The sequence below is a fragment of the Sneathiella sp. genome, from assembly GCF_029233945.1.
Classification (GTDB): domain Bacteria; phylum Pseudomonadota; class Alphaproteobacteria; order Sneathiellales; family Sneathiellaceae; genus Sneathiella.
The window spans coordinates 13,864-27,093 of sequence record NZ_JARGOQ010000004.1 but is presented as its reverse complement, the minus strand read 5'-3'; the positions used below and the strand labels follow the sequence as shown (position 1 = coordinate 27,093).

The 13,230-nt window shown below is 52.8% G+C and carries 12 protein-coding genes; 5 read left to right on the top strand and 7 right to left on the bottom strand.

What is annotated here, in order from left to right; all coding sequences use genetic code 11:
• Positions 1-14 precede the first annotated feature (14 nt).
• The 4 genes from P1U71_RS02440 to P1U71_RS02425 all read left to right on the top strand — a co-directional run bounded on the left by P1U71_RS02440 (position 15) and on the right by P1U71_RS02425 (position 4,621).
• Positions 15-1,091: a BMP family ABC transporter substrate-binding protein gene (locus P1U71_RS02440; protein ID WP_301103957.1), complete on the top strand. Its 1,077-nt coding sequence runs from the start codon at positions 15-17 to the stop codon at positions 1,089-1,091.
• Between the two features lie 86 nt (positions 1,092-1,177).
• Positions 1,178-2,185 (top strand): adenosine deaminase, encoded by a 1,008-nt coding sequence (locus P1U71_RS02435; RefSeq protein ID WP_301103956.1) that lies wholly within the window; start codon positions 1,178-1,180, stop codon positions 2,183-2,185.
• 3 nt (positions 2,186-2,188) lie between these two features.
• Positions 2,189-3,412, top strand: coding sequence for a cysteine desulfurase family protein (locus P1U71_RS02430; RefSeq protein WP_301103955.1), 1,224 nt, complete (start codon positions 2,189-2,191; stop codon positions 3,410-3,412).
• A gap of 9 nt (positions 3,413-3,421) precedes the next feature.
• Positions 3,422-4,621 carry a urate hydroxylase PuuD gene (locus P1U71_RS02425; RefSeq protein ID WP_301103954.1) on the top strand — a complete coding sequence of 400 codons (1,200 nt, stop codon included), beginning with the start codon at positions 3,422-3,424 and terminating at the stop codon, positions 4,619-4,621.
• Here P1U71_RS02425 and P1U71_RS02420 read toward each other — a convergent pair.
• From P1U71_RS02420 to P1U71_RS02405, 4 genes are all read right to left on the bottom strand, one after another.
• Complete coding sequence (locus P1U71_RS02420; RefSeq protein WP_301103953.1) at positions 4,618-5,454, bottom strand: GNAT family N-acyltransferase; 837 nt, start codon at positions 5,452-5,454, stop codon at positions 4,618-4,620. The genes P1U71_RS02425 and P1U71_RS02420 overlap by 4 nt on opposite strands.
• Before the next feature lie 123 nt (positions 5,455-5,577).
• Positions 5,578-6,795 (bottom strand): serine hydrolase, encoded by a 1,218-nt coding sequence (locus P1U71_RS02415; protein WP_301103952.1) that lies wholly within the window; start codon positions 6,793-6,795, stop codon positions 5,578-5,580.
• A gap of 32 nt (positions 6,796-6,827) precedes the next feature.
• Complete coding sequence (locus P1U71_RS02410; RefSeq protein WP_301103951.1) at positions 6,828-7,673, bottom strand: fumarylacetoacetate hydrolase family protein; 846 nt, start codon at positions 7,671-7,673, stop codon at positions 6,828-6,830.
• A 29-nt stretch (positions 7,674-7,702) separates the two neighbouring features.
• On the bottom strand, positions 7,703-8,707 hold the full coding sequence (locus tag P1U71_RS02405) for an NAD(P)-dependent alcohol dehydrogenase (protein ID WP_301103950.1): 1,005 nt from the start codon (positions 8,705-8,707) through the stop codon (positions 7,703-7,705).
• Between the two features lie 145 nt (positions 8,708-8,852).
• On the opposite strand from P1U71_RS02405, the gene P1U71_RS02400 reads away from it, so the two are divergent.
• The gene (locus P1U71_RS02400) at positions 8,853-9,617 is read left to right on the top strand and encodes a sulfite exporter TauE/SafE family protein (protein ID WP_301103949.1); all 765 of its coding nucleotides are present in this window, start codon (positions 8,853-8,855) and stop codon (positions 9,615-9,617) included.
• A gap of 4 nt (positions 9,618-9,621) precedes the next feature.
• On the opposite strand, the gene P1U71_RS02395 is transcribed toward P1U71_RS02400, so the two are convergent.
• From P1U71_RS02395 to P1U71_RS02385, 3 genes are read right to left on the bottom strand one after another with little or no spacing between them, the layout of a single operon-like run.
• The gene (locus P1U71_RS02395) at positions 9,622-12,372 is read right to left on the bottom strand and encodes a sensor histidine kinase (protein ID WP_301103948.1); all 2,751 of its coding nucleotides are present in this window, start codon (positions 12,370-12,372) and stop codon (positions 9,622-9,624) included.
• Positions 12,372-12,644 (bottom strand): hypothetical protein, encoded by a 273-nt coding sequence (locus P1U71_RS02390; RefSeq protein WP_301103947.1) that lies wholly within the window; start codon positions 12,642-12,644, stop codon positions 12,372-12,374. The genes P1U71_RS02395 and P1U71_RS02390 overlap by 1 nt, the downstream gene beginning before the upstream one ends.
• A gap of 40 nt (positions 12,645-12,684) precedes the next feature.
• Positions 12,685-13,077, bottom strand: a complete 393-nt coding sequence (locus P1U71_RS02385; protein WP_301103946.1) for a response regulator transcription factor — start codon at positions 13,075-13,077, stop codon at positions 12,685-12,687.
• Positions 13,078-13,230: the final 153 nt, after the last annotated feature.

The window sequence follows — 13,230 nt, the reverse complement described above, 5'->3', positions numbered from 1 at the left end:
AGAAGGAGAAAGTAATGACACGAAAACAACTCTCAGGCCTCATTGGCGCCATCGCATTGGCTGGTGGATTGCTTATGGGTGGAACGGCGTCAGCAGAAGACAAAGTCGGCTTTATCTATGTCGGCCCGATTGGCGATCACGGCTGGACCTATCGCCATGAATTAGGTCGGCAGGCTGTTCAGAATGAATTCGGCGACAAAGTCAAAACGACCTATGTCGAAAGCGTCAAGGAATCAAGCAGCGAGCCGGTCATCCGGCAAATGGCGGCAGACGGCTATAAGCTGATTTTCACAACCTCCTTTGGCTTCATGAACCCAACTCTGAAAGTCGCCAAGCAGTTCCCGGATGTAAAGTTCGAGCATGCCACCGGCTACAAGCGGGCGGACAACGTCAGCACCTATTCCTCGCGGTTTTATGAAGGTCGCTATGTCGTCGGAAAAATTGCCGGAAAAATGACGAAATCAAACGTCATCGGATATATCGGTTCCTTCCCGATCCCGGAAGTGGTTCGTGGTATCAATGCGATGACCCTTGCCGCCCGCAGCGTTAATCCTGATGTTACGGTGAAGGTTGCCTGGGTGAATACCTGGTACGATCCGGGCAAGGAAGGCGATGCGGCCAAGGCCCTTATCGATCAGGGTGCCGATATCATCCTACAGCACACGGATAGCCCCGCTCCTCTTCAGGTTGCCGAAAGCCGCGGTGTCTGGGCCGTGGGTCAGGCTTCGGATATGACGAAATTCGCCCCCAAGGCTCAACTTACCGCCATCATCGATAACTGGGACGGATATTATGTCGCGCGGACAAAAGCGGTCCTCGACGGAAGCTGGAAGTCTGAGGACACTTGGGGTGGCCTCAAATCCGGAATGGTCGAACTCGCCCCCTATAACAACGCTATTCCTGCTGACGTTGTTGCGTTGGCGGAAGAAACACGAAAAGGTATTGAGGATGGCTCTGTATTGCCCTTCACCGGTCCCTTTAACAAACAGGATGGCTCGGTCGGTGCGAAGGACGGCGAGGCACTTGACGATGGTGTCCTTCTCGGCATGAACTGGTATGTAGAAGGCGTCGAAGGACAGCTACCAAAATAAACTGAGTCATCAAGCGCATATCTCCGCCGGAATTGACAACCTCGGCGGGGGTATATCATCACTATATGATTTGAATGGATCCATCCATGGATGACCTGAGAAAATTCATTCGGAACATGCCGAAAGCTGAACTGCATCTTCATATAGAGGGCAGTCTGGAGCCGGAACTGATGTTTGCACTCGCCAGGCGCAACAAGGTAGAGATCCCATTCGCAACGGTAGAGGAAGTCCGTGCTGCCTATCAATTCTCGAATTTGCAGGATTTTCTGGATATTTATTATCAGGGCATGAGTGTCTTGCTGAAAGAGCAGGATTTTTATGACCTGACGTTTGCTTATCTCACAAAAATGCAGGAACAGAATGTCATCCATGTGGAGATATTCTTTGATCCGCAAGGCCATACGGATCGCGGTGTTCCTTTCGCAACGGTCATCGATGGCATCACCCGGGCACTGAACGACGGGCTTGAAAAATACGGCATCACCTCAAAGCTGATCATGTGCTTTCTACGGCACCTAAGCGAAGACGCCGCATTTGCCACCCTTGCCGAGGCGCTTCCCTATCGGGACCGGATCATCGCCGTCGGACTTGATTCATCAGAGATGGGGCATCCCCCGTCCAAATTTGCGCGCGTTTTCGAAAAGGCAAAAGCGGAAGGATTTCTTGCCGTGGCTCATGCCGGAGAAGAAGGGCCGCCGGAATATGTCTCCGAAGCCCTCAATCTGCTGAAGGTTGATCGGCTGGACCATGGTAATCGTGCACTGGAAGATGCGGCACTGGTGACGCGGTTGGCGGAGAGCCAAATTGCCCTCACGGTCTGCCCGCTATCAAATTACAAACTTGCCGGGGTCAAGGATATGCGTGCACATCCCATAAAGAAAATGCTGGCGCATGGCCTGAAAGCGACTGTCAATTCCGATGATCCCGCCTATTTCGGCGGTTATATAAACGAAAACTACGAAGCCATCGCAGAAAGCCTCCAGCTAACAAAAACAGAGATTCTCACTCTCGCTCGCAATGGGTTCGAAGCAAGCTTCTGCAGCAACGACGAAAAACGAGCCATGCTTGACCGGCTTGAGGCGTATGGAGCCTGAACCATGGCCAACCAGACGATATCAGGTTCGCCAACCCGTCCCATCTATCTGGATTACCAGGCCTCCACACCGCTTGACCATCGGGTGGAGAAGGTCATGGCAGACTGCCTGCAAGAATACATCGGCAACCCACATAGCAGCACCCACCGCTTCGGGCATCGGGCACGGCACGCGATTGATAAAGCACAAGGTCATATAGCGACCCTGATCAACGCGCGGCCGCCTGAAATCATTTTTACGTCTGGCGCGACAGAAGCCAACAATCTTGCGCTTCTGGGTATTGCGCGCGCTCACACAGGGCCGCGCCATATTATTTCCGTTCAGACGGAACATGAATCGATCCTGCAACCACTTGATTATCTCGCAACGCATGAAGGCATCGAGGTGACTTTGCTGCAGGTCGATAAGAACGGATTGATCGACCTCGGTGAGTTGACGTCCGCCATACAGCCGGAGACAATCTTGGTGTCGGTTATGGCTGCCAATAACGAAACCGGCGTCTGTCAGAATATTTCCGCCATTGGCCAGATATGCGCCGAACGAAGCATTCTCTTTCATACGGATGCAGTTCAGACCCTCACCACAGAGAGCATAGACGTTGCCGAGCAGAATATCTCTCTCCTCAGCCTGTCCGGTCATAAGCTCTATGGCCCAATGGGCGTTGGCGCACTTTATGTGCGGGAGGGAACGGATATAGCACCGCTCATGCGCGGAGGAGCGCAGCAACGATCGATCCGTCCGGGCACGCTCCCTACGGCTCTTTGCGTTGGGCTCGGGGAGGCGTGCCGAGTAATCAACGAAAATCGATCGGATGAACGGGATCATCTCCAAAACCTTCGCGCAATGCTGACACAGCGCCTCAAATCCGGGTTGGGAAATCCCGTTGAGATAAACGGTGAGGAGGCGCCGCATATACCAGGCTGCCTCAGCATTACTTTCGAAGGTATCGAGGCGGAAGACCTGCTGTATGAGTTACCCGATCTAGCGCTCAGTACGGGATCGGCCTGCAGTTCAATGTCAGGGGAGCCATCCCATGTCTTGAAGGCGATGGGCCGAAACTCCATCGAGATCGCCAGGGCGGTCCGGCTCGGGATCGGGCGACCCACGACTGCGGTCGAGATAGATTATGCCGCCGATCAGATCGTTGCCGCATACTTACGCCTTCGCGCCGATGACAGAACGGATGGAAATCATGAGACCCGTAAACATCGCAACGGAATGTCATAGGGGGAGTTGATGGAGTTTGAATTTATGGAATGGTTTCAACTCGCCATCCGCTGGATCCATATGATCACCGGCATCGCCTGGATCGGGGCGTCTTTCTATTTTGTCTGGCTCGATATGAATCTCACCCCACCGGAGAAAGACGGGTACAAGGACAAGGCAGGCGTGGGCGGCGAGCTTTGGGCCGTGCATGGGGGCGGGTTTTACGAAGTGCAAAAATATCGTCTGGCACCTCCTGAAATTCCACAAACGCTTCACTGGTTCAAATATGAGGCCTATTTCACCTGGATCAGCGGATTTATCCTGCTGACAATCCTCTATTACTTCGGGGCGGATATCTATCTCATCGACAGGAGCGTTGCAGATATTTCCACGGATGCGGCCATCCTGATCGGGGTTGGCTCCATTGCCGGGGGCTGGATCATCTATGATCAGCTTTGCAAGTCCCCGTTGATCAACAATCAGATGGTTTTCGGCCTTGTCCTGTTCGCCTTACTTACCCTTGCGGCCTTTGGACTATCGCAGGTATTCAGCGGCCGTGGTGCCTATATCCATATCGGCGCGATTATGGGCACGATCATGGTCGCGAATGTCCTGATGATTATCATTCCGGGACAGACTGCCCTTGTTTCTGCCGCGAAAAAAGGAGAGGCCCCCGATCCTGTCTACGGCCTCCGGGCGAAGCAGAGATCGCTGCATAACAACTATTTCACCCTGCCTGTCCTGTTCATCATGATCAGCAATCATTACCCGATGACTTACGGCAACTCCTATGGTTGGTTGTTACTGGCGGGGATCTCCCTTGTCGGAATACTGGTCCGGCATTTTTTCAATATGAAAAATCAGGGCCGTGCAAAACAGGGGTTCATCCTCCTGCCTATTGCCTTCGTTCTTTTCTTTGCCATTGCCTATGCGGCTGCGCCAAAACCGGAAGGCGTCCCAACCGAAAAGATATCCTTCTCAACGGTTGAGGCCATTGTTCATGAGCGTTGCACCAGTTGCCACGCCGCCAAGCCTTCGAATACGGATTTCGAAAGCCCGCCCAAAGGTGTCCGGCTTGAAACGCCCGCACAAATCGCCCGGGAGAAAACCCGCATCAAACAGCAGACCATTGACACAAAAACCATGCCGCTTGGCAACCTCACCCAGATGACGGATGAGGAGCGAAAGATTCTCGGCTGGTGGATTTCACAGGGTGCGTCAACGGATTAGGAATAAATCTGAACCGGATTTCCCGTTGCCACAGGGGCCAGCACCTTTTTCTTTTCCCGTCTGTCCCGTGAAAAGTGACGGATATATTTGCTCGTCACATTTTCCGTTTCCACGATGACACATACGTCGATGGTATTGAACTGATGATCAATCACCGCGCCATCGCCGATATAGCCCCCGAGGCGCAGGTAGCCTTTCAAAAGCGGCGGCAGTTCACGCTGCGCCAGCTCAATATCCACTTCCTTGCGCTTCAACATCTTCATCGGGATGTAGTGCTCTTCCAGCGCCCGAGGGCGAAGATGTCCCGGTGCTTTGTGGAAATGATGCAGATAGGAAAGCACCCGCGCTTGCTCTTTCAGATCTGTGCCATGGATGCTGCCACAGCCAAACATGATCTGAACATCGTGAATATGAATATAGGCCGCGATGCCGCGCCAGAGAAGCTGCATCGCCCCGCGACGGCGATAGGCCGCATCGATGCAAGAGCGACCGAGTTCCATGATCTCGCCGGGAAAAACCTTAAGATTGCAGAGATCAAATTCCGATTCCGAGTAGAAGCCGCCGTGCTTTTGCGCAACGCTACTGCGGAGGAAGCGATATGTACCAACAACATAAGGGACCGCCTCTGTCCCCTTTTCAAGATCGATTACGAGCAGATGATCGCAAAACTCATCGTACCGATCTACATCCCGGGATTGTTCCTGACATAGCGATGACGGCTGAGCGCCCATTTCTTCATAAAAAATGCGATAGCGCAATGCCTGCGCCGCGTCCAGATCAGCGACGCTGTGGGCCAAACGAAGTTCCAGATTGTTAAATCGTAACGGTTCCAAGACAAACTCCTAAATACTCTTACGAGAGACTAAAGGAGAACATCTCAAATGATTGTTGCAGGTAGATGTCCGATCAGTGACGTAAAATTTGCTATTTTATGTCAGAATTACGACACTCCGGCATCAATCCACCATCGCTTGATAAACCAGCGCCCTGAGTTCCTTGCGCAGCGGGTAATAACTGCTCGGTATGAACTGAGTCAGGAACAAAACCGTCATATCTTCCATCGGGTCAACCCAGAAGACGGTACTTGCCATACCACCCCAGCCAAAATCGCCGGGGGAGCCCATCATCTGTGACAAGGGTGGGTCCAACATGACCCATCCGCCAAGACCGAAACCAACACCCACAAAGGAAACTTCGGAGAAAACCGCCTGGCCATACTGCGCCAGATCGCCATCCAGATGGTTTTCCATCATGAAATCCACCGTGCGCGGCCCCAGAAGCTGCCCACCGTCATAAGCGCCGCGGCACCGAAGCATCTCGGCGAATTTGAGATAATCCGATGCCGTAGAGATCAGCCCTCCGCCACCGGAATAACAGGCGACCTTTTCCATCCGGAATGCACTTTTTTCCGGCGGATCGAGTACCATCATGGCCCCTGCCTCATCCGCGCCATAGGCGGTGGCATAGCGACCGATTTTCTCTTCCGGTATTCCGAAATCCGTATCCACCATTCCAAGCGGTTTGAAAATATGCTCATGGAAATACGATTTTAGATCCTGCCCCGAGATAATCTCTACCAGGCGGCCAATGACATCGGTCGACACCCCGTAGTTCCAGCGGCTGCCCGGATTGAACTGCAGCGGCATTTCCGACAGCTGCTGAATTTGACTTTCCAGGCTGCCCCGCGTCGTTCCGAAGTCCATCTTGCTGGCCTCATAATGCTTGCCGAGGACGCCTTCATTAAACCCGTAGGTCATGCCGGACATATGGGTCAGCAGATTGTGAACCGTTATTTTGCTGGTCGCCGGTTCTGTATCGTCAATACTGCGTGCCTGTGGCCTTAGAACCTGCATATCCTTGAAAGCCGGGATGAATTTTTCCAGCGGATCGTCCAGATGGAACAACCCCTTTTCATACAGCATCATCAGGGCAACCGACGTGATCGGCTTGGTCATCGAATAGAACCGCGCCATCGTGTCATCCTGCCAGGGAGTATCATTTTCTCGATCTGCTTGGCCAACAGATTTCGAATAGGCGATTTTACCGCTTCGGGCGATTAGCGTTTGCGCCCCAGCGAGCTTTCCGCCGACGACATATCTATTCATCCAATCGGTAATATACTCAAGACGCTTGGGCTCGAAGCCAAGACTTTCGGGTTGATGAACGGGTTTCACGACATGCGTTCCTTTTCCTGAGTTTCAATTAATTATGCTTGAACAGTTGTCTGCTGCTGCACGCCAAGGCCTTCTACGCCGAGTTTCATTTCCTGTCCGGGTTTGAGGAATACAGGATTTGGCTTCTTTCCCATGCCAACGCCAGGAGGCGTTCCGGTGGAGATAACATCCCCAACATTCAGGGTCATAAACTGGCTGAGATAGGAAATAATTTTGGCGACACTAAATATCATGGTTGCAGTGGTGCCATCTTGCTGCCGGACACCATCCACGTCCAGCCAGAGATTAAGCACCTGCGGATCCGGTACTTCGTCGCGCGTCACCAACCACGGACCGAGAGGACCGAAGGTATCGTGGCTTTTCCCCTTCGTCCATTGACCGCCGCGCTCGGACTGAAACTCCCGCTCGGACACATCGTTTGCCACACAATAACCGGCGACATGGTCAAGAGCCTCCTCCTCCGTCACATATTTGGCCCGCTTGCCGATGACGACCGCAAGCTCAACTTCCCAGTCCGTTTTCTGTGAGCTGCGCGGGATCTCGACATCATCATTCGGCCCGCAGACCGCCGATGTCGCTTTCATAAAGAGAATTGGCTCACTCGGGACCGGCTGGCCCGCTTCGGCCGCATGATCGGAATAATTAAGCCCGATACAGGCAAATTTTCCGATGCTTCCGACGCAAGCGCCAATTCGCAGGTTACCTTGCACCATTGGCAAGGCGTTCAAATCCAGCGCTTTCAGCTTCGCAAGCCCCTCATCGGTCAGGACATCGCCTGCAATATCCGGAATGACAGTGGACAGATCCCTGATATTGCCCTGTTCATCGAGAATACCGGGCTTTTCCGCACCATTTTCGCCATATCTGACTAGCTTCATTAAACTCTCCTGTTGCGTTCTCTGCGCAATTAAATGGTTACAACAATCTTGCCGAAATGGCCTGCCTTTTCCATCATCCGGTAGGCTTCTTTCGCATCCGCAAATTCGACCGAGGCATCGATGACGGGATGAATGTCATTCTGTAGCAGAGCCGCATTAAACCGCTCGAACATATCACGGGGGCCGACATAAATCCCCTGAAGTGTGATGGATTTCCGCATGATGGAGGTTGGGTCCATCTGCCCGCCGGTCAGGATGCCCACTAATGAAATGCGGCCGCCAACCCGCACAGAGGCAATTGATTTTTCAAGTGTTCCCGCGCCGCCAACCTCAACCACCAGATCAACGCCCCGACCATCGGTTGCCTCCATCACCTTCTCTTCCCAGTTTGGGCAATCCCGGTAGTTGATCAACACATCCGCACCGAGAGCCTTGGCCCGATCAAGTTTTTCGTCACTGCTGGAGGTAAGGATCGTCCGGATACCCGAAGCTTTGGCAATTTGCTGCGCAAAAATCGACACGCCTCCTGTCCCGAGCAGGAGAACCGTCTGCCCGGCGCGCGCGCCGCCGCCCTCTATCAGGCAATGCCAGGCGGTCAGGCCCGCACATGGCAATGTCGCCGCCTCTTCAAAGGAAAGATGATCCGGCATGTGGAGCGCGCCCCGCTCTTCTAGCAACGCATATTCGCACAACAACCCGTCGATGGGGCCGCCCAGCGCGCTCGCCATTACGCCCTCATGAATGCTCCCGCTGAGCCAGTCTTGAAAAAAGGTGCCAACGACACGATCGCTTTTCTTGAAAGCGGTCCCGCCCGGGCCAACGTCTTCAACAATACCTGCGCCATCCGAATTGGGAATTCGTTCTCCTGCTATGCCCCGCGCGGCTGCATTCTTGATGGTCGACAAATCCCGATAGTTGATGGAATTCGCCTTCAGGCGCACCAGAATTTCGCCAGGGCCGGGTTTCGGAATATCCCGATCGATCATTTGAAGGCCGTCGATGCCACCCTCTGCGTTTATTACCCAGACTTTCAATATGCTTCTCCGAACATGAGTTTATATCATCGACAATTGAATAAAGTGGTTGGCGGCGGTGTCTTTTTATGGTCCATAGTTTTCTAAGAGTGTCAGGGTCATTTTCCCGTCCTGGCTGGAGTTTTTTTCTGAATGCGGCCCCACCATGATCACCCAATATCTCCCCGAATTCAATCTTTTCCATTTACTCGTTGTGTGCGTTGCCTTTGCGCTCGGAGGTGTCGTAAAGGGCATTTCTGCCTTTGGCCTGCCGACGATTGCAGTGCCTATTATTGTTTTTTTTATAAACCTTCCATCTGCTGTCGCCATCATGACCTTACCGATGGTCATCACCAACTCTGTTCAGATGATCATGTCCGGACAGATCAAGGCATCAATTGCCCGGCACTGGCTACTGCTGCTGGGGCTGTTTATCGGATTGCCGATTGGTGTCTTTATGCTTTCGACCGTGGATACGAAATATCTTCTGATCGCTGTCGGCAGCTTTTTGATCCTCATTTCCGGGCTTGAATATTTTGGCATTTCCTTTTCTTTTCTCGGCACGCATGAAAAGTTATCCGGACCGACGGTGGGCCTCGCCGCAGGTATAATCGGTGGCATTACAACGCTTTTTGGAACGCTACCCGTTTTCTTCTTTATCGCGCTTGGCCTGGAAAAGGAAAAGTTCGTTGCCGCGGTCAGTGTCATGCTTTTTGGCGGCAGTATCTTCCTGCTGCTCAGCCTGCAAAGCATGAACTTTCTAAATCCCACGGACATTACCTATAGCCTGATTGGCCTCGGCCCGCTGTTTGCGGGGATGTGGCTGGGCACAAAGATACGACACCTTATCGATCAGAAGACCTTCAAGAAAATTGTTCTGGGGCTGGTCACGTTTATTGGTATTGCCATGATCTACAGGGCATATAGCTAATCCCCTATTCGGCAGAGAGCCTGACATCCTGACGATCGGCACGAGGAACTGTAAAGGCGAAGGTTGCCCCACTCTTCTCTATGTTTGTGACCCAGATATGACCACCAAGGAAGGATACAATCTCCCGGCAGATAGCAAGACCAAGACCTGATCCTTGTGGTTTGTCTTCATCCCGGCCAATCGACTGATGGAACTTTTCGAAAATCCGTTCCATCATATCAATGGGGATCCCCTTTCCATTGTCCGCAACGCTTACTTCCAGCATGTCATCTTCGACGGAAACGCTGAGGGCAATATGGCCCTTTTCCTTGTCACAAAACTTAATGGCGTTTGACACCAGATTGATAACCACCTGAATAAGCTGATCCCGATCCGCCCTCACCATCGGAAGATTTTCAGGAATGCGCGTTTCCACCTCAACTTCATTTTCCTTGATAAGGCCGGCAAGCGTTGCCATTGCCTCGCGTATTGTGGCGGCGATATCAACTGTATCCAGCGACCAATCCATCTGCCCCGCCTCCATGCGGGCAAGGTCAAGAAGCTGGTCAATTAGCCGGGTCAGGCGAGAACTTTCCTTGATAATGACATTCAGGAAGCGTTCCCGTTCCTCCGGTGAGACTTCCGGGTTATCGATCAGAATCTCCCCAAAGGCTCGGAGTGATGTCAGGGGTGTCCGAAGCTCATGGCTGACCATAGAAAGAAAATGATCCTTCAGAGAATCCAGTTCCTTCAGCCGCTCATTGGCGTTGCGAAGCAGCGCCGTTGCCTGTTCCAACTCAGCTGATTTTTGCTCCAGCCGATGGCTGTATTCAATGACCTGGCTGGTTTCATCCAAAATTCGATACACTTCATCAAGACCAACAATTTCCCCCTTGACCACGGAACCGACCATCACACGCGCCGTTGCAGAACCGATTGCCCCCGCCAACATCTTCTCGGCAAAGTCGAGCAGAGCGGCATCGGCCGAGTGACTTTTGCGCAGGTTTATGTCCCGCTCAGCGGCAAAATCAGCAAACGCCTGCGCCGCCCGCTGAACACCGACAAACCGGCCAACAAGCTGCTGCAAATCGGCAACCGTAGCCGAGCCGCGCCAATAGCGGCTATCACGTTCATCATCCGTATGGCCGAACACATCGACAAACAGGGTTCCCTGAATACGCTCGATAGCCGTCTGGTGCGAGAGAAGCGAGACAATCCAGTAGGCGCCTATATTGACAAGCATGCTCCAGAACAGGGCATGGGTCAGGCGATCAAACCCCTCCATGCCGAACAGTGCATATGGTTTCAGCAACGTAAGGCCATATGGCCCTTGCTCAATGAAGCTTATCGGCAGCCATCCTGACTGTGCGAATGAGGGAAGGAGAAGCGTATAGAGCCAGACGACAAAACCGAGCGCCAAGCCCGTCATAGCCCCCCGATACGACGCTCCTTTCCAGAAAATACCCCCGATGATGGCGGGTGCGAATTGCGCCGCCGCGGCAAATGAGACAAGCCCGATGGTCACGAGGGAATATGACTCGCTCGCAATCAGGTAATAGGCATAGCCAAGGATCAAGATCAGAAGAATACTCACCCGCCGGATCGTGAGCAGAAGCCCCGTTAAGTCATCATTCTTGTTGATGTTGAGACCGCGCCAACGGAGCAATAGCGGCATAATAAGATCATTACAGACCATCGTCGCCAGCGCGATCGAGGCGACAATCACCATTGATGTCGCCGCCGATAATCCCCCGATAAAGGCAATCAACGCGAGGAACGCCTGATCATGAAACAGCGGCACGGTGAGCATGAACATATCCGCATCGGCGGAGACACCCTCAAAAGACAGACGGCCTGCGAGCGCAATCGGCAACACGAATATATTGATCACCAGAAGATAGAGTGGAAACAGCCAGGTCGCCTTACGGAGGAAAGCTTCATCGGGATTTTCGACAGCCGTCATATAAAACTGTCTCGGCAAACAGATAATGGCCGCCATGGAGAGCATCGTCATCGTCATCCAAACACTGTAATCATTATCGGCGGAAACAGTGAAGAGCGTATCCAACCCTCTATCTGCGGCGGTTGAAAAGAGGTCTGAAAATCCGTTGTAGAGCCCAAACGTCACAAAGAATCCTACGGCAAGGAACGTAACCAGCTTCACCACAGACTCAAATGCGATTGCGGCTACCAGCCCCTCATGATGCTCGCTCGCGTCGATATGGCGCGTTCCGAAAAGGATAGCGAAAAGTGCCAGCGCAATGGCCACAATCAAGGTTGTATCGATGAAGAAAATAGGCTCATTCGGTGCATGCAGCAGTGCTGTCTCCGATGAGCTGACAAGAATTCGAAAGCTGGTTGCGATGGATTTGAGCTGCAACGAGATGTATGGCATCGTGCCAACCACCGCGATAATCGTGACAAGCCCGCCCAATCGCGCCTGCTTGCCGTAGCGCGACGCGATAAAGTCGGCGATCGAGGTAATTCGATGCACTTTGCAAATACGAACAATCTTAACCCAGACGACAGACCAGAGGATAAAAACGAGTGTCGGGCCAAGATATATGGGCAGGAAGTCCAGGCCTTGCGTCGCCGCCAGCCCGACACTGCCATAGAATGTCCATGAGGTGCAGAAAACGCCGATTGACAAAGTATAGATAAACGGATTTCTGGTGAGCTGACGGCCCTTGGCGGATTGCAGATCGACAAACTGGGCAATGGCGAACAGGAGACCCAGATACAAAATGGAGACAGTCAGTACCAGCCCGCCAGACATTATTGTTTTCCTTGGACGGTGTCAGGCGTGCTGGCCCCGCCGCCTCGTTCGGCCTCAGGTGGCCCGATAGCCTTTTCCGGGCCCCGCCTAGCGCCCAGCGCCGTCATGGCGATGGCGAAAGCCCAGATCCCAAACAAGAATAAAAAGCTGAGAGGAATGCCGAATACACGAAAAGGAATGTCAAACAGGGCGATGACGGGAGGCATGAAGGCAACAAGACAGGCGACAAACAGAAGAACCGACCATTCTTTTTTACGTCCTGTTCTTATCATCTGACTAAATCCGTCTTATAGGCCCATCCGACTTTCACGCCTATTTGGCATGCAGGGACGAATTCACCGGAGCAACAATTTCCTTCACCATTTTTCCGAGCGCGCGAGTGGAGAACGGCTTCGTCACGAATTCATCCGCGCCAAGCGCAATAGCCCGTTCCTTATCCGCCTCCCGGCTCTTTGCCGATAGCATGATGATTTTCACATTTACACAGGCATCATTGGCGCGAATAGCTTCACAAACCGAGAACCCATCCTGCTTGGGCAACATAATGTCCAGTATCACCAGATCGGGCACATAGTCCTCTATGGCACGCAATGCCTGATCTCCATCCCGCGCCACCCGTACTGTGAATCCGGCCTGCCTTAGAATAAACTGTAAGGACAAAACAATATTCGGCTCGTCCTCCACCACAAGCACTGTATGTGTCATGCTGCCGTATGCTCCCTCGATAATCCCGAGAACTGACAGAGATTGACGACATTACCCGGCTTCTGGAGAAGCTCTCTTATATCAGCAACCTCGCTCTTCGGTTCCCTGCAGACCCATAATACTCCATTAGTTAGGATATTGTCATTGATCAAT

Bases quoted from the DNA above. Each gene is read 5' to 3' on its own strand.
- P1U71_RS02440 (WP_301103957.1), top strand. From the start codon at position 15: ATGACACGAAAACAACTCTCAGGCCTCATTGGCGCCATCGCATTGGCT.
- P1U71_RS02435 (WP_301103956.1), top strand. From the start codon at position 1,178: ATGGATGACCTGAGAAAATTCATTCGGAACATGCCGAAAGCTGAACTG.
- P1U71_RS02430 (WP_301103955.1), top strand. From the start codon at position 2,189: ATGGCCAACCAGACGATATCAGGTTCGCCAACCCGTCCCATCTATCTG.
- P1U71_RS02425 (WP_301103954.1), top strand. From the start codon at position 3,422: ATGGAGTTTGAATTTATGGAATGGTTTCAACTCGCCATCCGCTGGATC.
- P1U71_RS02410 (WP_301103951.1), bottom strand. From the start codon at position 7,673: ATGAAGCTAGTCAGATATGGCGAAAATGGTGCGGAAAAGCCCGGTATT.
- P1U71_RS02400 (WP_301103949.1), top strand. From the start codon at position 8,853: ATGATCACCCAATATCTCCCCGAATTCAATCTTTTCCATTTACTCGTT.
- P1U71_RS02395 (WP_301103948.1), bottom strand. From the start codon at position 12,372: ATGTCTGGCGGGCTGGTACTGACTGTCTCCATTTTGTATCTGGGTCTC.
- P1U71_RS02390 (WP_301103947.1), bottom strand. From the start codon at position 12,644: ATGATAAGAACAGGACGTAAAAAAGAATGGTCGGTTCTTCTGTTTGTC.
- P1U71_RS02385 (WP_301103946.1), bottom strand. From the start codon at position 13,077: ATGACACATACAGTGCTTGTGGTGGAGGACGAGCCGAATATTGTTTTG.